The following is a 26134-nucleotide window of genomic DNA, read 5'->3' as shown; positions in this document are numbered from 1 at the left end:
TCGAGTCGGCAGAGGCTCGAGGCGTGGGAAGTCAGGCCTGGGGGTCGCGGAGAGTCCAGCGGCCGTCGGCGTCGATCCGCAGCAGACAGTTGTGCGGCACCGCGATGGTCAGCCGGGCTTCGCCCTGTCCTTCGGCCAGCAGCGGACCCTTGTGGAACAGCTGGGTGACCTCGTAGACCTTGAACGCGCCCTCGCCATGGTGCTCGAACTCCACGACACCGGAACCATCGACCTTGGCCACGCTCTCGGGGCCCCGGCCCTTCAGCGGAGCGTTCCAGCACAGCTGCCGTGCCTCGTCGGCCGGACGCAGCTCGATCCGCCACGGACCGGGGGCCGACACCTCCAACGGCATCATCGCGTCTCGCTGCGGCGGCACCAGGACCTGAGCACGTGTGCCCCAGCCTCCACACGTGCCCCGCAGGAACTCGCGCGAGCGGCCGCGCCGTTTACCCGACACGACGTAGTCGCCGTCTCCCTGATCGGTCTCGAAGATCAGCAGCGCGGGACCGTCCGTCACGGGGTTGGGCACGCGCGCCCGGGTCCTGCCGGAGCCGTGGATCCACTGGGTGTCGGATCCGGCGGCGCGAGCGGCGACATCGAGCCGCTCCAGGGCCTCGCGACCGCGCTCCAAAATCTCCGGCACCTTAGCCGCGGGACTCTGCTTGGCCTCCTCGTACGCTTCCAGGGCCGTCTGGTAGTCGGCCAGGTCGTCCCGATCGTCCGAGGGGCGGGGCGAGTAGGGGTGCAGTTGCAGCAGCTCGCCGTAGGATGTGACGGCCTGTTCGGCCGCCCGCGTGGCCTCAACCGCGCTGACCGAGGCCGCCTTCGCCATGGCCAGGGCGAGTTCCGACTCCGGCCCGAAAAGCGGCCTCTCCACGGTCCGAGGCTCGGGGCGGGGTGCGAACCGGCGTGCGGCAAACATGGACGTCGCCACAAGGCTCACATACATCAAGACAGTGAGCCCACCGGTGCCGACCGGCAACAGAACGGCAGCAAGGAATAGCAGCCCAAAAGCGCATGTGCCGCTGATCAGCCCGAAAGCCAGACACCTGCCCCAGGACATTTTGGCCGACGCCATCGAGCCTCCCCCAGTGATTCTCCGTCGCGCCATCCGCAGAACCCGTAGGCCGCAGAGTATCGTGCGGGCGCATGAAACGGGACGGCCGTTCACCGCATGGGCCGGCCGTCCCGTCACCTCTCCCGAAGGGGAGACCCGTCAGAGGAACGAGTTGATCTCGATCGTCTCGTCGCGGCCCGGGCCCACGCCGATCGCGGAGATCGGGCGCGTGCCCGGCACTCGGGCAGCCGGAAGGAACTCCTAATGCGGTGGTCACACGGCCCGCCGCCGACGGCAGTGACGGCAGTGCTGACGGCAACGACGGCAGACGGCAGCGGCGCTCGGCGGCCCGGCACGGTGCCGGCATAGGAGGATCGGACCGGCTCACCACGGCGTGCCCGCATCGTCTAAGCGCCTGGTCGCTCGGTGCGTGCCACAACCGTGCGCATGGAGCGGCCAACCACGGTCACTAGCGGTCGGCGTCGGGGGCACTTCGCATGAAGTGCCCAAAGACCACGCCCGCAGCCGGGTCGTGCGAGGCCGCCCGGCGCCGACCGACAACGCCAGAAGCCCACGGCCTCTGAGCTGGTCAGAGGCCGTGGACTTCTTCAGTCCCGCTGGTCAGCGAACCGCTGATCAGTGCACCCTCTACTGACCGCAGTTGCCGGCGCTTGCCACGCCCATTGAGACTCCGCCGACCTCGCACTCTTCAGCTGCCGTACTGTGATTGGGACGACAGCAGACGGGATGCCAGCGGGAACCGCTGGGGTTCCTGCTGAGGAACTACTCCTTCACTCGTATCCCTCAGCCTTCAACCATCGGCCCAATGCACCGAGGTCCTCAGCCACCGACAACGCCTCGGTTCGAAACCTTTCGAAATCCTCAGGTGACCCGCGCTGCGTCGATGGCCCGTCGCTGGTTGTCGCGTTGAGCATGTAGAGGCGGACGCGCTCCCGGTGCCAGGCCGCGAAACGCCGAGCCTCGTCGGGATCGAGTCGCCCTGACTGTTCCCATCGACGGGTGAGATCCGCCGCCGCACTGGGATCCATGCTGCGGAACCAACCCTCAACGAGTCGAGCCGCCACGGCAGCATCCTCGGTCGGTGTTGGCAGCTTCTTCTTGCTACCCCAGAACTTCATCCGCCCCCCACTCGTCAACCGGGCAACTGTACGGCCCCGGCCTATTCATGGCCAGGACGTGACCCTTCGCGGGGCGTCCGACACACCTCCGACACACTCTGTGCAGCTGGCGCCCTCTGACGAACTCCGCCGCAGGTCAGAGGGCTGCGAGGGGTGATCTACGCATTCACTCCGGAGCCGTTGCCGTACAGCAGCGGAGTACAGCAACCACCGCAACCGCGGCTGGCTGTCAGAAGCCGTCGATGGCGGGCTGACCAGCCCACCAGCCCACCAGCCCTCTCTGCCTGCGGACGTGCTCCCGTGGGGAGCAGGTCGATGTGCCCTTGTGACTTCGCGGGTTCGGGGCGGCGGATCACTGCCAGGGGTGCGCACTGGCTTGTCCCTCTTTCACCCGGGCAGCAGGAGACCCCGGCCGGTAACCATCCGGCCGGGGCCTCCCTATGCGTTGTTACTCGGGGCGGATGTGCTCCGCCTGCGGGCCCTTCTGCCCCTGGCCGACATCGAACGTGACCCGCTGGCCCTCTTCCAGGGAGCGGAAGCCGGAGGCGTCGATGTTCGAGTAGTGGGCGAAGACGTCGGGGCCGCCGCCGTCCTGCTCGATGAAACCGAAGCCCTTTTCAGCGTTGAACCACTTGACGGTGCCGCTGGCCATGCCTGTCTCCCTCAAGGAAATTCGGAATCTCGCACCGTGCGGGATCCGGAGGTGATCGCCTTGGTCCGGAGAGGCGCTGAACAGCAAGGACGCCCGAGACGTGTGTCACGGGCGAACGGACTTCGGAACCACGACTACTTGTAGCGACGCTACACCGGGCGAGGCCGAAGATCACAGGCCTTATGGGATCGCGTAGGCGAATCTCTAGCGTCACGACGGCCGTTACCGGCCGACGTCGCGGCGACTGCGGACGGCCTTCCACGCCGGCCTGGTGAGATCGACGACCATCATTTCCGTCTGCAGCCTCGCGGACGAGGATCCAGCCCTTCGCCTTGAGCCCTTCGAGCTGCTGCCGAATGTCCGGGCCCAGCTCCTGGACGAGCTGCGTCTCCAGCGGTTGCGTGCCGCCGTCCAGGAGCTCCGCGAGCCGGAAGACGAGCACTTCCTCCTCAGCGGTGATACGGAAGTCCATGCGCTGACGCTACGTCCCTGCCGACCAGGGCGCGCGGACACTCCTAGGCCCCGGCACCATCACGTGGGGTGGAGTTCCGATCTGAGTAGAGGTCACCCAGGACGCCCTGTGTAAGAAGAAACGCACCCGCCGAGAGTTCGGTACGAACAGGTCGTGCCAGACGCGTGCCAGATCGTACGGGGAACCGCGGGGAACACCGGGGAATCAACGGACCCGCCCGCCAGGCGTCAACACCCTTCCGCCGCAGGTCAGCCCCGCAGCGAGCCCTAGATCACCTTAGCTTCCCAAGCTGAGAGCGCGAGTTCGATTCTCGACACCCACCCAGCAGGCACCCGCTCACCGGTGGCGTCGGCTGGCCAGTGGCCTACGTTGGAACCCGGTCCGCGAGGGCGAGCACCGTGACGATGTAGCCGCAGATGCCAAGCACCGTGACAAGCCAGCTGACGACTGTGTGCAGCACCAATGGACTGCGGCTGGTGACTATGCCCAGGTGCACAAGTGCCGCCCTGCTCACACGCGGCTGTGGATGGGATGAGGAGCGCTCCAGAGCCCGACGCAAGGCGGCACGACCAACTGCACTCTTGAGCCCCAGGCACACACCGTTGACGTCGCGGACCAGGAGCACTCGTTCCGAGACACCGGAACGAGAGAAGTAGGTGAGCAGCCGCACGGTGCTGATCACGGAGAGATCGACAGTGCGCTCACCGGTCAGTGTCCGTGCCGTCAGGTGGGGCCAGCTGGCCCGCAGAGGGGGCCTTTCCTTGCACGTCTCACTGAGTATGAGCAGCCCGGTCGGCACAGCGACCAGCGCCAGAACGACCGCAAACTCGGGGGGAAGCCATCCGGCGGCCGCAGGGATGAGTGCTGCGTAAGGTGACACCAGTGCCGCACCGGCGAGAGCGGCCCAGCGGCGTGCACGTCGGCGAACGGCCGCTGGAGACATCACGGGGACGAAAGACCTCCGCACCCTTCTCATTCCCGCCCCCCTTGGTCGCTCCACTGACAAGCCTGACGGACGACCAGGGCACAATCAACCGGCTCCACAGGCAAAGAACTTGTGATTGCCGTTGCCAGGTACAGGAAGGAAGCCGACGGGAACAGCCAACGGTACTCACCCCGTCAATGTCGCTCAGCACGACGCACAGCTCCGGGCCGTCTCAGTTTCCTTCTCACTCAGCCCCGTTCACGGCCATTCGCAGGAGACGCTGAGCCGTGCCCGCCGCTGCGATCAGGCGTCCATGAACGCAGGTGAACGCCTCCGTACGAACGCCACCAACCCGCCAACACAGTTGGAAAGCGTGCAGTTGGATCCGAGTACCGTGCTGTTCATGCCAGCTGAACGTGTCTGTCCGCGCTGTGGGCAGGACTGGGTCCATCCGTACCGTTTCAAGGCCGATGAGGCGCCCTTCTTTTTATGCACCGAGTGTGACTCGCTGTGGTGGCCCAACGAGACAGTGGGCGTAGCTCAGGCACACTTCCTCGATGATGTCGTCGCGGCACGCCTCGGCGTCGAGGGGAACCCCTGGGGTGATCGTGTCTGGTCTGACGTCATCGAGCCGGCGCCCGACCTCCAGCCTGAAGTCCGCCGCACCACAAGTGCACCGGATCAGGCGGGGAACAGTGGGGAATCACGGTGAAAGCGGCCACGCCCGACGAGGCCACCGTGACGCCGTGCGCCCAGCTCAGCGCGTGAACCGGCCCGAAATGATCGCAGCTTCCCAAGCTGAGAGTCCGGCTCTACCCAGCCTCTCAGGTTCGCTGTAGAGCAATCCGCATCTCCTCGATCAAGGCTGTCCGGGCCTGGCGGGCGGCTCGCCAGGCCCGGACATACTCCGAGGAGTCCGGGGCGTGCCCAGCAACCACCGTGTCATGGAAATCGAGCACGCTGAGGGTGGCGCGGCCCGCCTTATCGACGAGCGTCCGTTGGGCCACCAGTTCCAGTTGTTGCTGTGCCGCGTACACGCCGTGCTCCCCGACCGCGACGTGTCCCTTGCCGACACGGTCCGGGGAAGGTTCCATCCGGGCGAATGCATCCCTGGCGGTAGAAAGGGCTGCGAGGTACTCCGTGAATGTCGTGCGCAACGTGTCACGATCCCGCTCCCTCCGATCGCGTCGCCACCGGACGTGATCAGCAACGAGGGTGGCGATCACACCGAGTACTGTGCCCACAGATGTCGCCACAAGCGTCGACCATTGCATGAGCGCCCCTGAGGTTCTTGCGGGACTGGTTCGTCCTCCCCGCCAGCAGTACAGCAGCGAAGTACCGCAACCACAGCGCCCATCAATGAACTGCCCGGTCCGTCCGAGGCCTTGATGCCGCCGGTATGACCGCTGGAGCCTGTCCCGCATAGAGCCGCTTCTGACATCCACGGCTGACATCAACGACGCCGGACGCGGGCGTACGCCAGCGTCTCTGTCCGACCGTCGCAGCAGTCGCCGATAGCAGTTGGAGCGGGATGGGATCGAACTCCTAAAGCGGGTGTCGCAGGTTCGAATCCTGCCGGGGGCACAGAGAAAAGGGCCAGCTCAGGAGAGGTTTCCTCCCAGGCTGACCCTTCGCCGTTTCAGGGGTCGTGCCACAGGCGTGCCACTACGGGCCCGCAGGGTCCTTCTCAGAGGGGTCGGAGACCGCTCCCCCGCCGCCCCGGATCATGGCACCGAGCCGATCGACGATGGCCCGGCCCCGGTCGCCTGTCATGTACTGATAGATCAGCGCGGCGCGCGAGCTGCTGCACGCACCCGATCCGCCTCGACGGCCACCGCACCGAGTACGACGTGAACACCCGCACCGGCGAGATCGGCAACGTCCTCCACCACCTCGACTCCTCCAACCTCCCGGCCGGTCACCTTCTGGTCCGCTGCAACAACCGCCGCACGACCCGCTGGGAGTGCCAGAGCTCCGGGTGCCGCAACAACGGACCCGGCTTCTACTGACGTTGTAGGTGTGGTGTCGTCAGGGTGAGTCCGGTGCCGGCAAGGCATCCGTCGATGAGGTCGGGCTGGTACTGGGCCTGGCGCAGTCCCCGCCGGAGGGCGCGCATGAGATGGGCGGGGTCGGTGAAGGCGGTATTGGCCTGGCAGCGCCTGCGGAGCAGGGACCAGATGCCCTCGACCGGATTGAGGTGCGGCGCGTACGGAGGCAGGAAGTGGACGGTGACCCAGTCCTGGGCGTCGATGAACGCGCGTAAGCGGCGGTCGCGGTGGACGTTGAGATTGTCCCAGACCAGGACGATCGGCTTGCCGAGCTGCTGGTGGGCCCTGATGAGCAGGTTGCGGTAGTCGGTCCACGCGAAGCTGCGTCGCCCGCCCGCCTTGTGGTCCGGGTGGACCATGGGCCGGTAGATGAGCCGTGAGCGCTCGCCGGGTTTGTAGCAGGCCAGGGCCGCGATCGAGATCCGCCGCTGGGAGCGTCCCCTCACCGTGACGACCGGGGTGACGCCACGACGGGACCAGGTGCGGGCGGTCGGCGGCGTCATCGAGAAGCCGGCCTCGTCCTCGAAGACGAGGTAGGCGTCGAGCGCCGCCGCGGTGCTTCCACGTGCGGGAAGGTCTCCTTCACCCACCCGGCTACGGCCACGTCGTCCCGCTCGAGTGCTCGTCGGGCCGGGACCTGGTGGCTCCAGCCGTGGCGACGCAGCATCTGCGAGATGCCCGAGAGTGTGAACGACTTGTGCAACCGCCGCCCGATCAAGGTCTTGATCCGGGCCAGCGTCCAGGTCTGGTCCGGCCAGCCTTGCGCGACCGGGCCCTTGGCCAACTCCTGCTCCAGTACGGCGAACAGCTTCTCGCTCAGCCTGGGCAGCGACACTGGTCCCACCGACCGAAGACCGTCCGTGCCGGTGTTCTGCCAGGCCCGGCGCCACCGCTGAACCGAACGCACGCTCACCCGTAAGTCCTTGGCGACCTCCGCGTTGGAGGCCCCGGCGCCGAACCGTTCGGCGGCCTCCATCCGGATCCGCTCACGAAACGCCTGCCGTTCAGGCGTCAGCCCACCACCCTGCGGATACCTCATACAAACGGCATACCGCGACGATCACACCCCGTCAGCCCCCAACGACATCACGCTTCCAAAGTCAGTAACGGCACAACGCCCCGCTCGTGCGTGGCCGCGGGCAGGGCGAAGTTCTGGGCACGCAGCCAACCTGGGCTGATAGGTGACTCAACTGTACGACCGCCCGCTGACAGTGCCGGGGCGGCGAGTCGACAGAGTCCTGCGCCGCGTCGGGCCGAGTGATATTGCCGTCCCTGTGTCTGGCTGCATAAGTGAGGGCGGGAGTCGTTCCGAGGGACAAGTCGTTGCGGTTATCTGGGGTAGCGGTGAGGGCGTCTTGCAAAGTCGCTGTTCAGGACGCTGCGGATGCGTCCTGAAGGCGGCACGGGTTCGCCCTCTACCTAGGGCGCTTGGACCAGTGCAGCCGTAGGATCACGCCATGACTGCCGATGCGTCGCTCACCCGAGAATCGTTCCGGCGCCTCCAGCCGATTAACACGCCCCGGCCGGTGTTGGAGTTGCCGGATCGTGTCTGGACTGACGAAGACTGGCGCCGGATCCAGCGCGGATATCGAGCCCGGGACATGGATGAGAAGTGGAACGTCTTCGTCGAAGGCGATGTCCTTTTCATGCACCGGAGTTGGACCGGTTACGGCGTCTATGAGGCGTCCTTTGCCTCCGTGACTGGTGGCGGGAGGAGGATCGCCTCTGCTGTGGTGGAGGCCGATGAGGAGCGCTATCGGAGCATGGGCGATGAGTACGACCGTCTGATGACGGAACTGATCATCAGTGCGATCGTCCTTGGTGAGCCTGCCGTCGACCTCCGGGCCGGTCTCGTGGAGTTGACTGCCCGGGCTTCGGGAAGGAGCGACCTTCCCTCGGGCGTCGTGGAGCACAGTGTCCTGGGATTGCGCTCGGGGTCGTAGGCTCCGCAGCCTGGCGAGTGTTCACCGCCCCGGACCACATGACTGGATCACGCGTTGCACCGACGCGGCGCCCGAGACTGTTACCGACAAGGGACGGACCTACGAGCTGCTCACGTGGGAACATCACTCCTGACGGCAGACTCTGACGGCAACATCAGCGCACTGGAGCGGTCACGAGCGACCCCAAGGTCACTCACTATGCCCTGGCCGTGGGCTTGGCAGACGGTCGGGCCGTTCAGTTGGTCGAACTCCTAATGCGGTCCTCATCCCCTGGCTTCGTTGATGTCTAGGGCCTGTCCGGCATGATTCGCCGGACAGGCCCTGGTCGCCGCAGTTCACAGCCTGCCGGAGACGACCCCGCGCCACGTCCACCCCGCGCCCAGGACGGTCTCCTGCAAGGGGGTCTTCAGGTCGTTGGTGTCGAAACTGAACGTCTCAGTCGCTTCGATGCCGCCGTCCTCGCCGCCGCCGAGCGTCCAGCGCTTGGAGACCGTGTGCACCTGGCCGCGCTGGGCCTCGGCCGCGATGGCCAGCCGGGGGGTGTCACCGACCCACGAGACCTCGAACTGCTGGTCGAGGCAGCGGACTTCGTGCTTCTCCGGGACCAGCCGCATCCGGGTCTGGAACACCCGGCTCACCTGCGTACGGATGAAGAAGGTCCGCCACGCCGGGTCCAGGACGCGCCACTCGGCCACCAGGTCGGCGCCCTCCGCGCGGCCGTCCCGGACGACGTAGGGGACGTCGGGACGGCTGAGCCCGAGCAGGGCCGCGTGCACCTCGGCAGCGGGGCGCGGAGCGATGCCCTCGGCGGGGCGCTTGGTTCCGGTCAGTTTGTCGAAGAGTCCCATGGGGTCAACCTGTCAGGGGCGGGGATGTCGGTACAAGATCGGTCCACGGTGCCGGGAGTGGCGGCCCCTAAGGCCGTGGCTTCAGATACCGCGCTTTGCCGGCACACGAAACACCGGGCCTCGGGCACCCAGCAGCCCGGGCACGGTCTGCCACAGGTCAGCCCCGTTCACCCGCTCCCATTTCGCGGTCGCCCGGGACTGCGCCCACTGGGCCACGGCCACCGGAACCAGCATGAGCGGCGGCATCAGCTGATGCGTTGCCAGGCCGATGAGCATCATCCAACAGACCGCTCCACCCACGAATCCGGCCGTGCGCCGTAGCGACAGCCGCTGCGCCGCGTCCTGGCCGGTGTGCGGTTGTTCTTCGGCGCTGTCGATCCGCACGGCATGCTCGTACGTGCGGCGAAGCCGGGCGGGGAGACGGAAGCGCAGCGGCAGTAGCACCAGTGACACAAGAGCCACCGCAACTGTTCCCACCAGGAGGGTCTCCAGCCGGTGAGCCGTACCAATCAAGACCAGCAGCAACCCTTCGGACAGCACCGCGCCGCCGCCCATCATCGATGCGCACGTCTGCTGGAAGTACACCACCCTTATCAGCCCGGGTCTGGCGTCCTCGGTCATCGTCCCAGCTCTCTACCCGTACACCCGCACGGGCAGGGAAGATCCAACGCCGTGTGGAGCGCGGCGTCAACAGACCGCGTGTCAGAACATCACCAAGACTGTCGGGCCCAGCTCCTAGGCACACGGCAATGACGGCAACGCTGACGGCAACGCCCGCGGACGGCGAGCCCACCGCCGAGTGCGGCGACGGGACCATCCAACTCCAGAAGCGTTGCCAGGTCGGTCATCAGGCCGTGGCCCCCATGGCGGCCGGGAAGGCGGCCGGGGTGACTTCGGCGGCCCTGAAGGCGATGCCATGCCGCTGCTGGCCGTTGAACACGCGCCACACAACTTGCCCACTCGTCTATACGAGCATGCGTGTCGCTCCCCCATCGCGTGGACACTGCCCAGCCTGCGCATGGTACCGGCCAGGCACCGCCCCGTACCCCTAGAAGCGGACGAAGAGGTCGTGCCAGAACGGTGCCAGATCGTGCAGGGAACCGCGGGGAATGTCGGGGAACCAGGGCACCAGCCGTTCATGCCCCAGGGCCGCTGCGCCGCAGGTCAGGACGGCAGCCACCCATAGAGAATCCAAGCTTCCCGAGCTGAGAGCGCGAGTTCGATTCTCGTCACCCGCTCCATACTTGAGGCCCAGGTCTCTGACCTGGGCCTTATTGTTGCTGGCGCGCGATCGTACCTGGTGACGGCGTCTCCATTCGGACCAGCGAAGTCGGCGGGCGGCGCCGTGGAGTGGCTGGGGGACGAGCGCGATAAGCAGGCGCTGGATCTCGTTGCTGGGCAGCGGGATCAGGTCGTTGGGGCCGGGGTTCCGGGCCGCCCAAGGCACACGGGTGTCCGGGCGCGGCTGCGCCCGGACACCCGCGCCGGTCAGAACCGCCAGGCGGAATTGTCAGCGATCTTCACCAGGTCGCTGATTTTCAGGGCCGCGCCCGGCTTCCCGGCCCACTGCTGGAGCACCACCGTCCGGCCGTCGGCGCGCTGCACGCGGACGTACTGCGAGACCTCGCCGTCCTGCGGGAAGGTCAGCGTCATCGCCTCACCTCGGGCGCCATCCGGGAGCTTGATCACCTGGCAGTCGGTGCGCGGGGCGACCTCCTGCGGGGACGGGGCGCCGGGGCGCGGGGTGAACTTGGGCAGCGCGATCGTGGCGCAGAACGGAACCTTCGGCGCGTCGGCGGTCCACTCGGCGCCGCCGTGGAACTCCACCGGGCCGGCTGCGGACCTCCAAACGACCCGGAAGGTGCGGCCCGGGAATTCGCCACTGGTCACCGTCTTGCTGCCGGCTGCCGGAAGCAGCGCTGCCAGGGTGTTCCCCAGCTTCTCGCTGCTCCAGCCGGTGGGCTGACCGGAACCGGATCCGAAGGAGTCCGGGCGCAGCGGCTTCGCGCCGGCACTGGTCGAGCCGGCCAGGGTCAGCGGGCCGACCAGCGGGTCGGCGGCCACCGTCGTGGTGTCCGGCCCCGGGGTGGCGCCGCCCGTCGGGTAGCCCACCACCGCGGCCACCGCCGCGGTGGCCGCCACGCCGACGCCGACCCGGGTGGCCATGCGGGTACCGCGGCGGCGCCGCCCGGCCGCAACCGCAGCGTCCACCGTGCCGGACCGCAGCGGCGGTTCGGCGTCGAGCCCGGCCGCGAGCAGGGCCTGCATCTCGTCGTGCCCGTCGAGAGCGTGGTTGTGTGTCACAGCATTTCCTTCAGGGGAGCAGGGGCAACGGACAGTTCGTTGAACGGGTCGCTCTCGCCGAGCAGCTCACGCAGTCGGGTGAGGGCCCGGGAGCTGTGGGTCTTGACCGTGCCGACGGTGCAGCCGAGCGCCTTGGCGGTGGCCTTGATGTCCAGGTCGGCCCAGAACCGCAGGACCACCACGGCCCGCTGCCGCGGCGGCAGGACGGCCAGCGCGGCGCGCACCTGCAGGCCGAGCGTGGGGTCGGCGCCCGGGCCGGCCCGGTCGGGCAGTGCGGGCGTCGGGTCCTCGCGCCGCCAGCGGCGCCGAGTGTGGTCGATGCAGGCCCGGGTCAACACCCGGTGGGCGTAGGCCTCCAGGTTGTCGATCCGATGCCGTCTGCCCCACACCGCGTACAGCTTGGTCAACGCGGTCTGCGTGATGTCCTCGGCTTGGTGCCAGTCGCCACACATCAGGTACGCGGTTCGCCGCAGGTGCGGCAACCGGTCCTCGGCGAAGCCGCGGAACTCCTCCAGGTCTGCGCTACGCACAGGGTGCGCCCTCCGTTCGTCTCTGCCCAGTCCGACGGAGCGCACCACGCGCGGGGATGACACGGCACGGCAGAAAATCCTGCCGCTCCGTGTCTGACAGCCGACGATGTCCTCCGGCACATCCCGATGCCCACTCCATCAGGGGCCGTGATCCGCGTACGGTGTGGCCCAGCGCAAGGAGAAGGAAGCCAAGGAGAAGAAGCGCAGGATCCGCAAGAAGCGCTAGCTTCTGCTGACATCCACGGGTGACATCAACAGCACCGGACGCGGGCACCCATACGCGGCCCGGCACGTTCGACCCGACCGGGAACTGACGCCACCGGGCAGGGCTCGGATCGAACTCCTAAAGCGGGTGTCGCAGGTTCGAATCCTGCCGGGGGCACAGTGAAGCACCTGGTCAGAGGCCCTTCCGTCCGACGGACGGGAGGGCCTTCGTACTCGCAGCACACATATGGCACACATGCGGCTGCGGGCAGAGGTGGGAGCTGTGCGAGATGCCCGCGAAGAACGAGCTGTCCCGGCGCCGGTACGAGAAGTTGGTCGACCGGCTGGAGTCGTTGATGCGGGCCGCTCTGAAGCCGCAGTACGAGGGGTACTTCATCGCGCGCAGCAGGTCCGGACTCGCCGAGGCGAGATTGTCTTCCGCGAGGGCGTGCAGGGGCAGACTGTCGGGTGCGGTCATCGTGCTGATCTCCTTCAAAGACTTGGTCGTCTTGAAAGATCAGCCGGTGGCCGTTCTCATATCCGGACACTCACTCCGACGCCGGGCCAAACGCCCGGATCAGGTGGGAGCCCGTACACCACTTCCCAGGACGCAACCCCGCCCGCGCCCACAAGGGGGCGAAGACCAGGCCGGGGCTGGGCTGGGCTGGGCTGAGACAGCACAGCCGAGGTCAGAACAGTGCCTCCGGCGGGGGATCGGCCAGCACCGGGATGGAGGGGGCGCCGCCGCCGACCGCGGGTCCGTTGTGCCGTGCGCGGGGAGCTCCCATCCCCTACGCCATCGACCCAGGCAGAGCCGAGCAGACGCGGCCCATGGCGTCCAGGTCGTTCGTACAGTGGCGTGCTCCACCTTGACGCCCTGAACCACGCCCGCTCCACGGTGTGTGGGTCGACGGCGGACGGGATGGGAGCTGGGGCGAGTGGCGGGTTAGTCCGGTTGGTCAGTTCACGCAGCCAGGCACCGGGACTGCGCTGCCAGCGCAGTTGGTGGGCTTGTTGTGCTTCACCTTGCTGTCGTTCAGGGCCACCGTGCCGGCCTTGTTGTTGATTCCGCCGGGAGGGGTGCTGCTGGTGTTGTGCTCCACCTGGCTGCTGGTGAGCGTGGCGGTCCCACCGTTGTTGGTCAGACCACCGCCCTGGGCACCCGTGCCGGTGGAGGTGTTGTGTTCGATCTCCAGCCGCTTGGTGCTCAGCGTGCCCTCGTTGTAGACGCCACCACCCTGGGCATTGGTCCCCTCGGCCGAGTTGTGTCCGATCTTTCCGCCGTCAATCGTCACCATGGCGGCCACTCCCTGGTTCGAGATCCCCCCGCCCACGCCCGGCGCATTCGCCGTTGCGGTGGCCGTGTTGTGCTCCACACGGGTGTGGTGCAGGTTCACCGTGCCGGGGTTGAGGTTGAAGATCCCTCCGCCACCTCTGAAGCCACCGGTGCTGGCTGCGGTGTTCGAGAAGATCTTGGAATCATCGATCGTCGCCGGGCCGCTGTTGGCGAGTCCGCCACCGACGCCGCCGGTGGCGTTATTGCTGATGGTGGTGCCGTCGGCGATCGTGAGGTCGCCTCTGCTCGAGATGCCGGCGCCGAATGCTGCCGAGGTGTTGTCGCGGATGGCACTGTGACGGATCCGCACCGTGGCAGAGGCGAGAATGAAGAAACCACCGCCGTCGAAGGCGGTACCGTTCCTCACGACGCTACGGGCGAGGTCGACCGTGCCACCCCCATTGGCGAAGATGTTGCCGCCGTCGGTGGCGGTGCCGTTCGTCACGACGCTACGGGTGAGGCTGAGTGTCCCACCCGGCTGGACGAAGATGTTGCCACCAGGACCACCCGGGGCGCTGCCGTTGCGGACGGTGAGATCGTTGAGTGCCAGGTTCCCGGGTCCGTCGATTTCGAAGATGCGGAACACGGCTGCCGTCGTCGGATCTCGTTGGATGGTGGCTTCGCGTCCATTGATGGTGAGTTTCTTGGTGATCACGGGCAAAGCGTTGTTGGCGTTGTCCGGCGTGGCGTAGCTGTAGACGCAGTTGTGGGCCAGCACCAGCGTGTCCCCGGAGTTGGCGCTAGTGATCGCGTTCTTCAGTGCGGTCGGGTCACAGGGCACGTTGGTTGTCGCGGCCTGGGCCGTCGCGGGCATGGCCACCAAACCCACCACCATGCCGGCCACAGCGATCGCGCTGCGCAGACAGGCGCCTCGAAACGCTGCCATGGGGCCCTTCCTCTCGGGCGGTAGCCCCGATCCAGAGCTACACGTCAATCACGTCTGCTATCGCTCACAGTGACGACAGGCCGGATGCCCGCCCCTGCACGGCACGCCGATCTCCACCGAACAGACCACAAGAGCGGCGAGCGCAGCGGCTGCTGCCGCGGCCGGGGCGAAGCGCACTGGACAAAGTCCTCTCGAAGATCACGGGCGCCCGCAGCCTGACATCACCGGTTGACATCAACGACGACGGACCGGAGCGCACAGGGGCGGCCACGACCCGGAAACTAATGCAGCCCCACGAGCGCGTTGCCGGACGTCGTATGGGTCGGCGATCGAACTCCTAAAGCGGGTGTCGCAGGTTCGAATCCTGCCGGGGGCACAACGCATTAGCGCTCTGACCTGGGGTTCTCCCCCAGATGGGCGCTCTATTCGGCCTCGGACCTCTCGTCCGGGGCCGTTTGCGTGAGCGGTGCGTGAGCGGACGGGGCGCCAGGCCCCGATATCTCTCCGGATGGATCAGCACCATCCAGCACGCGCTGGGCGCGCGGCACGAGCCGGGCTGCGGCTTCGGCAATCGCCAGGTCCGCCTCGGGCAGCAGGCTCGTGTAGGTGTCGGCCGTGATGGTGATCGAGGAGTGGCCGAGCATCTCCTGGATGTCCTTCAGGTCGGCCCCAGCCGCGTGGGCCAGCGTCGCAGCGCCGTGGCGGAGGTCGTGGAGCCGGATGGGCGGGAGACCGATCTCCTCGTACAGCTCGATGAAGCGCCGGGTGACATTGGCGGGGTGGAGCATCTCGCCGTTCTCCTTGGCGAAGACGCGTCCCGTCTCCACCCAGGCGCTCGCCCACTCCTCGCGGTCCTTGTCCTGCTGGGCACGGTGCCGCTTGAGGGCCTGGACCGTGTCGGAGTCGAGCGCGATGGTGCGCGCGCCGGCATCGGTCTTGGGGTCGTCCTCGTACACCTCCCAGCCGTCCACGACGAGTTGCTTGGCGACGGTGATGAGACCGGCGTCCAGGTGGGTGTCGGTCCACTTCTGTCCGCACGCCTCGCCCCGTCGCAGTCCGCGGAACGCGATCAGGTGGAACAGCGCGTACAGGCGGTCCTCCGCGATGTGATCGAGGAAGAGGCCGGTGTGCTCCGGCGTCCAGACCATCACTGGCGATCGTCTCGTCAGATGCTTCCATGCCGCGAGTCTCCTCGGGGAGACACGACTGACGCATCCGATTTCCCGTTGCCCGCTGCCCCTTGGACGGATTCGACCAGAGCACGGCCTATCTGCTGGAGGGGTGTTGCGTGATCAGCGCTCGCGCGAGATGACTAGCAACCTCCGTGGCTCCGGTGCCGAGGGCGGCAAGTGTGACGGACTCATCGGGTTCGGTTCGTAGTGGCCAGCCGCTGGGGCTACTCCCCCACACAGCCATACCCAGGGAAGATCGTCTGGGCAGTGGTTCCCTCTCGCCCCAGCAGGGCCCTGGGTGAGCCCGGCTTCGACGGTCGGCAAGCCGCCCCGATGCTCATCGGGCGAGTCCTGACCGGCCTGCGCGGAGCGGACAGCGAGCCGACCGTTCAGACGAACCGGCCGACGGCCCTGACTTCCGGCCCTCGACCGGGAGCACCCGAAGTCCCTGCCGCCATGGCGATACGCGGTCAGGCCCCCGTCGAAAGCTCGGGACGCGTGTCGAGGGCGGTCCGGCAGACGGCCTCCTGCACATCCGTGTACGCCAGCAGATAGACGATCCGGATGCGAGACGCCGGATGGGCTTCAAAGTAGCTCACGGTGGCCGCCAGCAGGGTATCCACAGTGCGGTGTAGATCGCTGTTGCCCCCGCCGGTTCCCAGCAGCGGCAGGACTACCGAGCGCAGTGGCTCCCCGGCCTCGGCAAGCCGGTCAACCTCAGACAGGATGTTGCGGGCGCACCGCGCCAGGTCCATCACCTGGCGGTAGCCAGAGCCGGGTTCCCCCTCGACCGCAGCAACATGCACGATCTTCCGAACCTGATGACTCTCCAGCAGCTCGCCTGGCCCGGTGACCACCACTTGGCCCGCCGACACGTGCTGCCGGCCATCCATCCGCTCGGCGAGCTCCTTGGCAATGACGTCGTCGACCAGATGCCCAGTGTCATCCCGGCGGCCCCCGTGATAGCGGATCGCAGCGGAGACGGTCGGCTCGTCGACGCGGGACATCTCCATGCGGGTGTTCTCTGGATTGACCCACACATCGACGCCGAGCACATTCGCGAGATTGCCGGTAACCACTCCGATCCGGTGCCGTCGGCTGCCGCGCAGGGGGACGTCGTACCGCGTGGACTGCGCGAGTGGGCGCGGCCCCTCTCCCGAGGACCTTTCACCCGTCAGCTTCCGCCGCAGAGCAGTGTTCTCGCGCTGAGCCTTCTTCAACTGGGCAGCCAGTTCGTCCCGTCGGCGAGTCTTGGCGAGCCAAGTGAAGGAACTCAGCATGAAGAAGGCGGCGAATCCCGCCGCACCGCTGAGGCCGAACCCCAACGCCCTGCCCTCCGTCAGCGAATCCGGGAAGACCGAGAACAGGAAGAGCGCCGCGGCGAGCGAATACAGCAGAACGGAAGGGAGTTGGAGGGCGTACTGTCGCTCGGCCCGGCTCGGCGCGGACGACCAGATCTGTAGGGCGATGCCGGTGATGGTGAGGATCGCCGTGATGGCGAGCTGCAACGGACTCAACGGTGGCGTCCCCTCTGCCTCGGACCCAACAAGGGCCGATCATAAGCGTCGTCGGCGTCTCGGCGATCGGCGAACCAAAGCCATTCGGAGGTGGCTTGAAATCGTTCGTGTGGCGGGAGGGCACAGCGGGAGGTGTGCGCCTCTCCAGTCGCAGTGGTTGGATCCGTTCATGGGCCCTATCGACTTCGGTGACATCACCGACCTCAAGATCCGCCTCCAGGTCTTGGCCGATGAGGCCGACCGTCGCCTTGTCACCGTGTTCGGTTCGGGGATCAGCAGCGAGGTCCTCCCCAGCGTCCCCCAGCTAACGGAAATCTTCCGGAACCACGTGCCGAAGGCTGGCCTGGCCAGGTTCGACGCAACCGTCGCAGACGCCTCAGACCCCGGCGTCAAATACCAAAGCGCGGCGGCAGTGTTGACCAGGCAAGCAGGTGAGCCTACGGTCATGCGAGCGATCCGGACGGCTGTGCTCCAGGCGTGCCCCGACGTGCCCGAGAAGGACGTGGCGGAGGTTGCCAGGGATGAGGAGCGCTGCCGGGAGTACGCGAGGGCGGGGAACTGGGTCATCCCCCGCGGGTACCAGCGGTTCGCGCAGTTCTTCAGGTCGCTGAGCGGGCGGGTACGGGGCCCAATCATCACCACAAACTTCGACCCGCTGATCGAGATCGCCCTCGGTCAGGTCGGCATTCAAGCGGTCCCGATCCCCATTCCAACCGACACCGTCCCCGCAATGGGGCAGCTGAACGAAACCATCGCCTACCCGGTGCTGCATATCCACGGCTACTGGACCGGTCAGGCGACGAGCAACGTACCGACAAGGATCACCGCCGCCCGCCCCGGACTGGACGATGTGCTGAGACGGCTGCTCGCTAACTCGGTCGTGCTGGTGGTGGGCTACAGCGGGTGGCTCGACAGCTTCATGAGGAGCCTGCACAGCCAGGTCCTCAACAACAAGGCCGACCTGCTGGAGGCCGAGGTTCTCTGGGCGGCGTATGAAACAGATGCCGCCGCTGTAACGAGCGGCGCTCTAAGTGACTTCGTGGGTGCTCCCGGCTTCACCCTCTACCTCGGCGTCGACGGGCACGAGCTGTTCACCGACGAGCTGGAGCCGGAAGAGACGGAAACCGAGGAGACCTCATCGCCCTTCGGGTACTCGCGCGTGCCGCGTGTGTTGGTCGAGTCGGCCTCGTACCAGCCGCAGCCCTTCGCGGAGGGCAGCCAGCCGGTGTGGGCGGACGCCGCACCGGGTCGCTGGCCCGTCCTTAGCTCAACGGTCTCCCTGGAGCAGACGATGGTCGAATGCCTGCGGGTCGGTGGTGGCGGCGGCGCGGTGGCCATCGGTCCGCTCGGCGAGGGCAAGTCCCTGGCCCTCCGCCAGGTGGCACACGCGGTGGCAGGCTCGCGACCGGAGTGGAACGTGCTCTGGCGGGAACCAGGCGCACCGGCATTGACCAAGGAGTGGCTGAACGACGTGCGCACGGCGGGGAAGACGCTGATCTGCGCCGACGAGGCCGACCTGATCATGGCCGACATGGTCTCCACGAAGGACATATGGGCGGCCGAGGGGTCGGGCATCGCCTTTCTGCTTGCCAGTCACGACCGGCTGTGGTGGCAGGGCGCAGGTTCGACACTGCGACCCTGGATTCAGGACGTCCTGTTCCATGGCATCACCGACAACGACGCCAGGAACATCGCTCTGACATGGCAGGGGCTCGGACTGCTGTCGGGCGAGAACCAGGACGTCGACACCGTCGCGGAGCGCCTCGTGACGTCGGCCGGCGCCATGGCAGCCGAGAGCAACACACTCTTCGGAGCGGTTCTCGATGTCCGGTACGGGGCGGATCTAGGCGCCCGAGTGGAGGAGCTGATCCGCAAGCTGCACGAGATCAAGCTGACCAACTCTGTCGACCTCGGCGATGTCTTCGGGGGCATTTGTGTGATGCAGAACACGCTCGACAAGGACGGCAACCACGGCAAGGGGGCCAGCAGGTCGGTGATCGCGGCCATGGTGGGGCTCGACCCGATCTTCGCCGACGGAAAGATCCTTCAAACGCTCGGCCGGGAGGCCGCAGTGACCTTCGCTGGCAACCGTGTCTACTGCCGGCATCCATCCATCGCCGCAACGGTGGTCGACTACCTGTACCGGGAAGGAACCGCCTCAAAGGTCTACGAACTCGTGGGGCAGGCTGGCGGGGAGCGGCTGGCGAAGAAGGCTTCAATCCTCGAGGGCTATCGCGATGCCTACCTGCTGTCCCGCTCCCTGTCAGCGCCCGAGTCAGTGTGGGCGGCCAAGGGGGCGGTGCAGGGCACCGGCCGCAAGATCCTCGAGTCGCGGGTGTCCCTGCTGAGGGCCCTCCGTTTGGAAGGGAAGCAGAGAGCCGGTGCCTACGCTAGAAAACTCGCTCCTGAGCTTGCGATCTACGACGACTACCACAAGGCGGTCAGGGCGTTCCTGGTGGAGTTCTCGATCTCACTCCGGGATGAAGCGGAGACCCAGACATCGGCCGGCCTGGCGGCACTTGCACTGGACGACCAGGTCGGCTTCACACTGGATGAGGACCGGGCGGGCTACGCGCTGGTGAGCCTTGCCAAGTCGGCCGCGGCGTTGAACGCCCAGACCCGCGATGCGGCCACCAAGGACGCCCCCGCCGTCTGTTCCATCCTGTTGGAGCGCGTCCGCGGAGAGGAGAACGCTTCGAAGTACCTGGGCCACTACTACCCCCCAGCGCACCACGAGTTGCGGCAGCTGTCGGCCGTCAAGCTCTGCGGTCGGCTGGCAACGATGTTCAGCAAAGCTGCTGCGCAGGCGCTCCAGGCGACCCAGGTAGATGTGGAGACGCGCGGGGTGCTGTCTTTCAACACCTTGCGCCGACTGGCTGAGCGCCCTCGCCGGTCGGCCAGTCGGTGACACGCACCCGCTGCCGCACGGAGCAGGGCCTGGTTGCCGTTCTGGTTGCCCCGAGCGCTCCGCCGCAGGTCAGGACGCCTAAGGCCGCCGCCGGACGGACGTACGAACATTTGGAAAGCGCGGTGGTGGTGGGTGGCCCTTTGTGTCGAGGTGTCCGCGTCATTGCCCACAGTGCGGGATGACCTGGCTGCCAGCTGCGCAGTTGCCTTCCAGGCCGCGAGCTCCGTGCGTGCGCGATGCGTGAGCGGACGGTCCAGCACGGGGCGTCACGAGCGGGGTGGGGTATGACGCCGCAGGGCGCTGATCAGGCAGAACAGCACCCTTCGGCAGCGTCGAACACCACCCAGCAAGGATTCGATCCCACTCCTAAAGCGGGTGTCGCAGGTTCGAATCCTGCCGGGGGCACAGACAGAAGGGCCAGCTCAGGAGGGTTTTCCTGTCAGGCTGACCCTTCGTCGTTCCGGGTGCCGTGCCACACGCGTGCCACTACGTCCGCTCGGCGCCTTCTCCGGAGGAGTCCGAAGCCGCTCCCCCAACGCCCCGGATCATGGCCCCGAGCCGGTCGGCGATGGCCTGGTCACGGTCGCTGGTCATGTGCTGGTAACCGTACGACGCTGTCGCCAACTTGGTCGCCGGAGGCGTCGCGCCTGCCGAAGTGCATCATTTCTGCGTGCGCAACCTGCCCCTGCTGAAGGGCCAACGCGTCACGGTCGGCCGCCTCAAGACCTGATGCTTCAAACGCCCTGCCGTCGGGGAAATCTGAGCACACTGCAGGCCGTTGCGGTGGCCTGTGAGGCCCGGCAGCGCACCTGCACAGGCCGGCCCGTCCAGGTCAGGCAGTGCGCCCCGCAAGCGGGGCGTCCGCCGTGGCCGTCTCCATGAGTCGCTCGGCCTCCTCCTCCGTAGCGGCGGGTGGCACGACAAGAAGGTCCCAGCGGCCGTACCCGGGAGCGAGCAGGCAGATGGTGTGTTCGGCTCGCGGCAAGTCCGTCCGGCGCAGGTGCACCCTCTGGTCCTCGATGAGCATCCCGTCCCCGGACAGCGACCACATCGCCCCGTTCACGAGAACGCTGCTGATGTGCCCCCAGCGGTGCGGCAGCCCGGCGAGCAGTCCGGGGAGCTCGGCGGTCAGGTCGTAGGACCTCGGCCACCAGGCCCCGTCGATACGCCGGGCCGAGCCGTCATGGAAGGACTGCTCCCCCAGCCGGAGCCGGGCGGAAGGCGGGTGAAGCGAAAGGGTGGTGGTCATGAGGACTCCTGGGGCGGTAGGGGTGGGGGACTCGCCACGGTCGGGGGTTCGGCGGGCGACGGCCCGCCCGGCGGCCACACGCATTACACCGTCTCGCCCGGATGTGTCCGGTCGACCGGCGGCCTGCTGGCCTCCAGCCAGGAGCGGAGCGGGCCGGCGCCCCGCTCGGGGTCGAGCGTGAGGTGCAGACGCGTCCCTCTACCTGACGGGAACGCCGGGTAACTGCGCTGCTCGCCCCCGGCGAACAGCAGCCGGAGAGCGTCCGCGACGTGCCGGGCCGCTTCGGCGTCCATGGAGACGATGCGGACCTCGACCCTGCCCTCGGCGGGAGGGGCATCCGGAACGTCCACGGTCAGGGATGAGTACGGTGAGTGCAGGGATTCGGTGGTCATCGGGCGGAACCTGTCCCGGGCTGAAAACGGCCCGTGAGGAGCGCGCCGAGGACGAGACCAGCCCTGTCACCGGTGTACGAAGTACCCTCGACCCTCCCCACCGTACTCCTGGCACCCTCGGCGCAGCCGCTTCCCGTCGCAGGCGACGTAGGGTTGACGTACCGAGGGCACCACGCACACCGGCCGCCACGCCGGGTCGTCCTCGGCGAGAGAGGAACCCGGGCCGCCCCAGTGGTCGGCGCGGAGACGGGTCGGCATCATGTCCGCCGCGGTCGAAGCAACTCCACGCAAGCTCGTCATGGCTGGGGCCGCGCTGAGCACCCGCGCTGGTCCACCCCCCGGCCGAGGGGAAGCGTGATGGCCTTTCCCCGGCTGGACATCCGTCGGCGGAACCGAGGGGAGCGGACGCTCGTCACGCTCGCCGGTGACATCGGACCGGCCACGACGCCGCTGCTGCGGGCCGCATTGGAGCAGTGTCTGCTGGACGGTGTCACCGTGATCGACATCGACCTGACCACGGTCGGCTCCTGCGACGCCAGGGGCTTGGACGTCCTCCTGTCGGCGTCACGGCGCGCCGGCCGGGTTCACGCCTCCCTGCGGCTGCATCACCCGTGCGCGCAGATCACCCAGCTCCTCGCTGTCACCGGATCTGCTTCGCTGCTCCTTGCGGCGCCTGTGAGCCCCGTGCCGCCCGCCGCACCCGGCGACCTCATGAGTACCGCGACGCGGGCGCCCGGGGACCCCGCTCGTCAGCCGGATCAGCCGGTCCTCAAGGACGCGATCCGCCTTCGCCGGCTGACCCGCTGGCAGGCCGAAGGCATGTGCGAGGACATCGCGGACCTGGCTGCGGAGTCTGTCGCGGGCACCCCCGGCGAGGCGTACCACGACCGTGGAGACTTCCTGCGCCGCTTGGCGGTCACGGCCCACCGCCCCGGCTTCGCGCTGCTGGTCGCCGAGACGACGGTGCTGGTCGGTTGCGCCTTCGGTTTTCCGGTGGGCCCTGACGGCTCCGGCCGGCGGGGGTTCGACGGAACGCTCCAGGAGACCATCCAGCGGCTCACCTCCCGCGCGCGGTTCGTCGTCCTCACCCAGGTCGTGGCCCATCCGCACGCTCAGCACCGCGATATCGCCCGCCGCCTGCAACAGCGTCTGCTCACAGACCTGCACTCCTCCCTCGGGGTCACCCTGCTGCATCCTGCCGACCAGGCAGGACAAGCCGCCTTCTCGTCCTGGGGCTGGCAGAACATGGGTGAGGTCGTCGGACTGCCCGGCCCCGTCGCCCCCTGCGTGTTGAGCCTGCCTGTCGAAGGGCTGTCCCCGGCACGCCGATGATGTGACGGAGGGGCGACGAGTCGGCGTTCGTACCGGCCGCGGCGGTCACGCCACCCGTCGTCTGCCGTACGGACGTATCTCCGCGCAACGGCTGCGCACCGCGCCTCCCGCGACGGCCGGGAGTAACCTGGCAGGTACCGAGAGCTTTTCGGGCGCACGACCACGGCGGCGCCGTTCCCGGCGAGTGACAGACACGGGCAGCCGGAAGCCGCCCGGGACGGGATCGCACGATGGACGCCATCACCAAGCCCGCCGAAGGTCCGGCACCAGCTGAGGGACACACCTACCGGATGCCCTTGCCCCGGCTGCGCCTCACGCGGGACGCCAGCCACGGACCGCTGGACGGAGCGTGGTGGCCGCGTTGCGCCGAACTGGAACTGGAGCTGCCCGCGCTGGTCGGCTCCCTGGATCCGAGCGTCGGCACCGTCATCCACGTCACCGTGGGGACCGCCGCCTGGCCCGATGCCCCGCAGAAGGTGATGGCGCCCGGGCATGTGATCGAGGTGGACCTGACCGACCTCGCCGCCGAGGCGCATGCCATCACCGTGGACTGCGGCACCGTGGGACGCTGGGAACTGCTGGTGATCCCACCGGACGAGCCGGCCGGAACGGCTGCCGGGCTGCTGATCGCTGCCGCCGACCCCGGCAACTCGCTGTCGGCTCCGCGCCTGCTCGCATTCGCCGAGTGCGGCTCCGACGGCCAGGACACATGGGAGTCGGAAGGAGGAGCCGGACTCAGATGAGCAGCCCGATCCGGTCGGGCCCACGTGCCCGAGCCGATCCGGGCGTCTACGACCCCTCGATGGAGCGATGACACCGGCAGACCCTGCGTCGTCCCAGCCCGCCGCGCTGACCGGCCCGGCCCGTGGCGGGTGAGTGTATGACGACCGGACGGCGGGCGGACCGCTCCGAGAGCTTCGGGGAAGCTCTGCTGGGCGAGGTCCTCGATCGCGCGCATGAACTGCCGCCCCATCTCATCGGGCCCTTGGTCGCCGACGTGATGGAGCGGCTCGGGGGCCGCCGACCGCAGGTGCTGCTGCAGGACTACGGACAACTGCTGCTGGTACCCCTGCCCGGCGACGGCCTCACGGAGGGCGAACTGCAGGTGATCGACGACTCCGTGGCGGGTCGCTGCTTTCTCGACGCTCACCCCGTCGAGCTGCCCGAGGACGACGGCGTGCGGGTCCACCTGCCGCTGCTGGACGGCGGCGACCAGGTCGGGGTCATGGCAGTCACGTTGGACAGCGTCGACGATCACGACCGCCGCATACTGCGCAGGATCGCCGGCCTGGTGGCCGACCTACTGGTGACCAAGCACGGCTACTCCGACCTCTTTTTCGGTGTCCGACGCCGCGAACCGATGAGCGTCGCCGCGGAGATCCAGTGGTCCCTGCTGCCGCCACTGGCGATGCTCATGCCTCGGGTCGCCGTGGCCGGGATCCTGGAACCCGCCTATGACGTGGCGGGGGACAGTTTCGACTACGCCCTCAACGGAGACGTCCTCCACGTGGCCATGATCGACGCGATGGGCCACGGCCTGGACGCGGCCACGATGGCCACCGTGGCCATCGGTGCCTACCGTCACGCCCGCCGCGCCGGCACCGGGCTGCCGGAGATCTACGACTTCATGGACCGCGCTGTGGCGCACCAGTTCGGCCCCGAGCACTTCGTCACCGCGCAGATGCTGCAGCTGGACACCACGACGGGACATCTTCAGTGGGTCAACGCCGGGCACCCGTCACCGATGCTCGTCCGTGATCATCGTGTAGCCCTCCGGCTGACCGGTCCGACGACCCTCCCTGTGGGCTTCGGCGGTCCGGAGCCGCAGATTTGCGAGATGAAGCTGGAGCCGGGGGACCGCCTCCTCTGCTTCACCGACGGACTGATCGAGGAACACGCGATGGGTGAAGAGCAGTTCGGAGAGAGCCAGCTGATTGATTGGGTGAACCAGTTGGAGAGAACCGGCCGCGGGATCCGGGCAGTGGCGCGCTCCTTGTCCCACACGCTCAAGCGGGCCCGGGGCGGACACACCACGGACGACGCGACGCTGCTCCTGGTGGAGTGGCGCGGCTGACCTCATCGATGTCGTCCAGTGCCGCTCCGGCTCGCTCGTCAGTCCGGCGGCACCTGTGCGCTTCCGGTGTCGATGAGAATCTGTTCCGCCTGGGTGACGTTGTCGGCCCGGACGGCCTGAGCCATCGCGGCGCGGGCGGCCTCGGGTGCCGTGTCCGGCGGAACCACCAGCAGCGAGAAGATGTCCTGATCGCCGCGAGTGATCAGGACGGTGTCGTCGCCCACCGGAAAGGAGTCGATGTGCACCACCCGGTCCTCGACGACGATCCGCGTCGGGAGCCCTTCCCAGGCCGCGGCGTCCAGCCCGACGCGCGTGACGGGGCCGAGGCGGCCGGTCAGGGCGCTCAGCAGCGCGGGCAGCTCGGCACCGATGTCGCGCGACCGCGGCCACCACGCACCATCGAGGACGCCTTCGCGTGCCTCCGTGGTCTCCAGCCGGAGCAGCGCACACCCCGGCTGCACGGCCTCGTGAACGCCACTGGGCACATGCCGGGAAACAGGCCGTGCATCGGAGCCGGTCATGAGGATCACCCGTCTTCTGGAATCGGTGCGATCACGGGACTCGCCTCGCCGCCTCCACGCTACTCCTCGTGCCACGGGCGTCGATGTTTCCCGAATCGCCTTGTCCCGGGCAGCCGACCCCAGCCAGAACGGATTCGGCACACACGAGGCCGGGAAATCCCGTGAACACCCGAGAACTACGGAGGGGTGTTTTCCGAGGCCAGACACCATTCGGCTGCTGTTTCCGAAGGTCACAGCCCTGTCCGGGGAAAACTCCTAAAGCGGGTGTCGCAGGTTCGAATCCTGCCGGGGGCACAGAGAAAAGGGCCAGCTCAGGAGGGATTTCCTCCCAGGCTGGCCCTTCGGCGTTTCAGGGGCCGTGCCACAGGCGTGCCACTACGGGCCCGCAGGGTCCTTCTCGGAGGGGGCGGAGACCACTCCCCCACCGCACCTGATCATGGCACCGAGCCGTTCGGCGATGGCCCGGACCCGGTCGCTTGTCATGTGCTGATAGATCAGCGCGGCGCGCGAGCTGCTGTGGCCCATCCGCGTCATCAGCTCCCGCGTGCTGGCCCCGGCCGTGGAGGCCAGCGTCTGGTGCACGCCTTCGGGGCAGCCACGCTTGTACCCCTTGTGTGTGATGCAG

Annotated in this window: 25 protein-coding genes and 2 pseudogenes; 7 read left to right on the top strand and 20 right to left on the bottom strand. The window is 67.8% G+C overall.

The genetic code is table 11. The features are described from left to right. Window positions 1-31 precede the first annotated feature (31 nt). The 4 genes from TNCT6_RS17850 to TNCT6_RS17830 form a co-directional block, all read right to left on the bottom strand. Window positions 32-877, bottom strand: coding sequence for a hypothetical protein (locus tag TNCT6_RS17850; RefSeq protein WP_141360307.1), 846 nt, complete (start codon window positions 875-877; stop codon window positions 32-34). 971 nt (window positions 878-1848) lie between these two features. Further along, entirely contained in the window at window positions 1849-2196 is a 348-nt protein-coding gene (locus TNCT6_RS17845) for a hypothetical protein (protein ID WP_141360306.1), read from the bottom strand. Between the two features lie 448 nt (window positions 2197-2644). Continuing rightward, on the bottom strand, window positions 2645-2848 hold the full coding sequence (locus TNCT6_RS17840) for a cold-shock protein (RefSeq protein ID WP_141360305.1): 204 nt from the start codon (window positions 2846-2848) through the stop codon (window positions 2645-2647). 836 nt (window positions 2849-3684) lie between these two features. Further along, window positions 3685-4002 carry a hypothetical protein gene (locus TNCT6_RS17830; RefSeq protein ID WP_141360304.1) on the bottom strand — a complete coding sequence of 106 codons (318 nt, stop codon included), beginning with the start codon at window positions 4000-4002 and terminating at the stop codon, window positions 3685-3687. A gap of 556 nt (window positions 4003-4558) precedes the next feature. Here TNCT6_RS17830 and TNCT6_RS40445 point away from each other — a divergent pair. Continuing rightward, entirely contained in the window at window positions 4559-4957 is a 399-nt protein-coding gene (locus tag TNCT6_RS40445) for a hypothetical protein (RefSeq protein WP_141360303.1), read from the top strand. Between the two features lie 112 nt (window positions 4958-5069). Here TNCT6_RS40445 and TNCT6_RS17820 read toward each other — a convergent pair whose 3' ends face one another. Continuing rightward, window positions 5070-5471 carry a hypothetical protein gene (locus tag TNCT6_RS17820; RefSeq protein WP_253266145.1) on the bottom strand — a complete coding sequence of 134 codons (402 nt, stop codon included), beginning with the start codon at window positions 5469-5471 and terminating at the stop codon, window positions 5070-5072. A 540-nt stretch (window positions 5472-6011) separates the two neighbouring features. On the opposite strand from TNCT6_RS17820, the pseudogene TNCT6_RS17815 reads away from it, so the two are divergent. Beyond that, window positions 6012-6203: pseudogene (locus tag TNCT6_RS17815) on the top strand (replication initiator); the annotation flags it as partial. Window positions 6204-6247: 44 nt separating this feature from the next. On the opposite strand, the gene TNCT6_RS17810 reads toward TNCT6_RS17815, so the two are convergent. Further along, window positions 6248-6796 (bottom strand): transposase, encoded by a 549-nt coding sequence (locus TNCT6_RS17810; protein WP_253266415.1) that lies wholly within the window; start codon window positions 6794-6796, stop codon window positions 6248-6250. Then, window positions 6793-7332 (bottom strand): winged helix-turn-helix domain-containing protein, encoded by a 540-nt coding sequence (locus TNCT6_RS17805; RefSeq protein WP_141360300.1) that lies wholly within the window; start codon window positions 7330-7332, stop codon window positions 6793-6795. The genes TNCT6_RS17810 and TNCT6_RS17805 overlap by 4 nt, the downstream gene beginning before the upstream one ends. A gap of 418 nt (window positions 7333-7750) precedes the next feature. Here TNCT6_RS17805 and TNCT6_RS17800 point away from each other — a divergent pair, with 418 nt between their 5' ends. Then, window positions 7751-8236, top strand: coding sequence for a hypothetical protein (locus tag TNCT6_RS17800; RefSeq protein WP_141360299.1), 486 nt, complete (start codon window positions 7751-7753; stop codon window positions 8234-8236). Between the two features lie 335 nt (window positions 8237-8571). On the opposite strand, the gene TNCT6_RS17790 is transcribed toward TNCT6_RS17800, so the two are convergent. The 9 genes from TNCT6_RS17790 to TNCT6_RS17750 form a co-directional block, all read right to left on the bottom strand. Continuing rightward, window positions 8572-9084, bottom strand: a complete 513-nt coding sequence (locus TNCT6_RS17790) for a hypothetical protein (RefSeq protein ID WP_141360298.1) — start codon at window positions 9082-9084, stop codon at window positions 8572-8574. A gap of 81 nt (window positions 9085-9165) precedes the next feature. Beyond that, window positions 9166-9705 carry a hypothetical protein gene (locus TNCT6_RS17785; RefSeq protein ID WP_141360297.1) on the bottom strand — a complete coding sequence of 180 codons (540 nt, stop codon included), beginning with the start codon at window positions 9703-9705 and terminating at the stop codon, window positions 9166-9168. A 427-nt stretch (window positions 9706-10132) separates the two neighbouring features. Beyond that, a complete protein-coding gene (locus TNCT6_RS41700) occupies window positions 10133-10264 on the bottom strand; it encodes a hypothetical protein (RefSeq protein WP_301184393.1) in 132 nt (43 codons plus the stop codon). A gap of 308 nt (window positions 10265-10572) precedes the next feature. After that, window positions 10573-11388 carry a hypothetical protein gene (locus TNCT6_RS39940; RefSeq protein ID WP_172632941.1) on the bottom strand — a complete coding sequence of 272 codons (816 nt, stop codon included), beginning with the start codon at window positions 11386-11388 and terminating at the stop codon, window positions 10573-10575. Then, on the bottom strand, window positions 11385-11918 hold the full coding sequence (locus tag TNCT6_RS17775) for a SigE family RNA polymerase sigma factor (RefSeq protein ID WP_141360295.1): 534 nt from the start codon (window positions 11916-11918) through the stop codon (window positions 11385-11387). Before TNCT6_RS17775 ends, TNCT6_RS39940 begins: the two co-directional genes overlap by 4 nt. Window positions 11919-12315: 397 nt before the next feature. After that, window positions 12316-12600: a hypothetical protein gene (locus TNCT6_RS39935; RefSeq protein ID WP_172632940.1), complete on the bottom strand. Its 285-nt coding sequence runs from the start codon at window positions 12598-12600 to the stop codon at window positions 12316-12318. 481 nt (window positions 12601-13081) lie between these two features. Further along, the gene (locus TNCT6_RS17765) at window positions 13082-14344 is read right to left on the bottom strand and encodes a hypothetical protein (protein ID WP_141360293.1); all 1263 of its coding nucleotides are present in this window, start codon (window positions 14342-14344) and stop codon (window positions 13082-13084) included. 422 nt (window positions 14345-14766) lie between these two features. After that, the gene (locus TNCT6_RS17760; RefSeq protein ID WP_373996180.1) at window positions 14767-15492 is read right to left on the bottom strand and encodes a site-specific integrase; all 726 of its coding nucleotides are present in this window, start codon (window positions 15490-15492) and stop codon (window positions 14767-14769) included. Window positions 15493-15986: 494 nt separating this feature from the next. Further along, complete coding sequence (locus tag TNCT6_RS17750) at window positions 15987-17024, bottom strand: macro domain-containing protein (RefSeq protein ID WP_253266144.1); 1038 nt, start codon at window positions 17022-17024, stop codon at window positions 15987-15989. 178 nt (window positions 17025-17202) lie between these two features. Here TNCT6_RS17750 and TNCT6_RS17745 point away from each other — a divergent pair, with 178 nt between their 5' ends. Beyond that, window positions 17203-19941: an SIR2 family protein gene (locus TNCT6_RS17745; RefSeq protein WP_141360291.1), complete on the top strand. Its 2739-nt coding sequence runs from the start codon at window positions 17203-17205 to the stop codon at window positions 19939-19941. Between the two features lie 832 nt (window positions 19942-20773). Here TNCT6_RS17745 and TNCT6_RS17735 read toward each other — a convergent pair. Further along, the gene (locus tag TNCT6_RS17735) at window positions 20774-21190 is read right to left on the bottom strand and encodes a DUF5994 family protein (RefSeq protein WP_141360289.1); all 417 of its coding nucleotides are present in this window, start codon (window positions 21188-21190) and stop codon (window positions 20774-20776) included. Between the two features lie 83 nt (window positions 21191-21273). Continuing rightward, window positions 21274-21582 (bottom strand): hypothetical protein, encoded by a 309-nt coding sequence (locus TNCT6_RS17730; RefSeq protein ID WP_253266143.1) that lies wholly within the window; start codon window positions 21580-21582, stop codon window positions 21274-21276. 357 nt (window positions 21583-21939) lie between these two features. Here TNCT6_RS17730 and TNCT6_RS17725 point away from each other — a divergent pair, with 357 nt between their 5' ends. The 3 genes from TNCT6_RS17725 (at window position 21940) to TNCT6_RS17715 (ending at window position 24988) form a co-directional block, all read left to right on the top strand. Further along, entirely contained in the window at window positions 21940-22914 is a 975-nt protein-coding gene (locus tag TNCT6_RS17725; RefSeq protein WP_141360288.1) for an STAS domain-containing protein, read from the top strand. A 230-nt stretch (window positions 22915-23144) separates the two neighbouring features. Next, window positions 23145-23657 carry a DUF5994 family protein gene (locus TNCT6_RS17720; RefSeq protein WP_253266142.1) on the top strand — a complete coding sequence of 171 codons (513 nt, stop codon included), beginning with the start codon at window positions 23145-23147 and terminating at the stop codon, window positions 23655-23657. Between the two features lie 137 nt (window positions 23658-23794). Continuing rightward, window positions 23795-24988 (top strand): PP2C family protein-serine/threonine phosphatase, encoded by a 1194-nt coding sequence (locus tag TNCT6_RS17715; protein WP_141360287.1) that lies wholly within the window; start codon window positions 23795-23797, stop codon window positions 24986-24988. 38 nt (window positions 24989-25026) lie between these two features. Here TNCT6_RS17715 and TNCT6_RS17710 read toward each other — a convergent pair whose 3' ends face one another. After that, window positions 25027-25509: a DUF5994 family protein gene (locus TNCT6_RS17710; RefSeq protein ID WP_253266141.1), complete on the bottom strand. Its 483-nt coding sequence runs from the start codon at window positions 25507-25509 to the stop codon at window positions 25027-25029. Between the two features lie 375 nt (window positions 25510-25884). Then, window positions 25885-26082 (bottom strand): annotated as a pseudogene (locus TNCT6_RS41910) (site-specific integrase); the annotation flags it as partial. Window positions 26083-26134 lie beyond the last annotated feature (52 nt).

Source organism: Streptomyces sp. 6-11-2 (genome assembly GCF_006540305.1).
Classification (GTDB): Bacteria; Actinomycetota; Actinomycetes; order Streptomycetales; family Streptomycetaceae; genus Streptomyces.
Note: the sequence above shows the minus strand (reverse complement) of the source record. Positions and strands in the feature narration are given on the sequence as shown.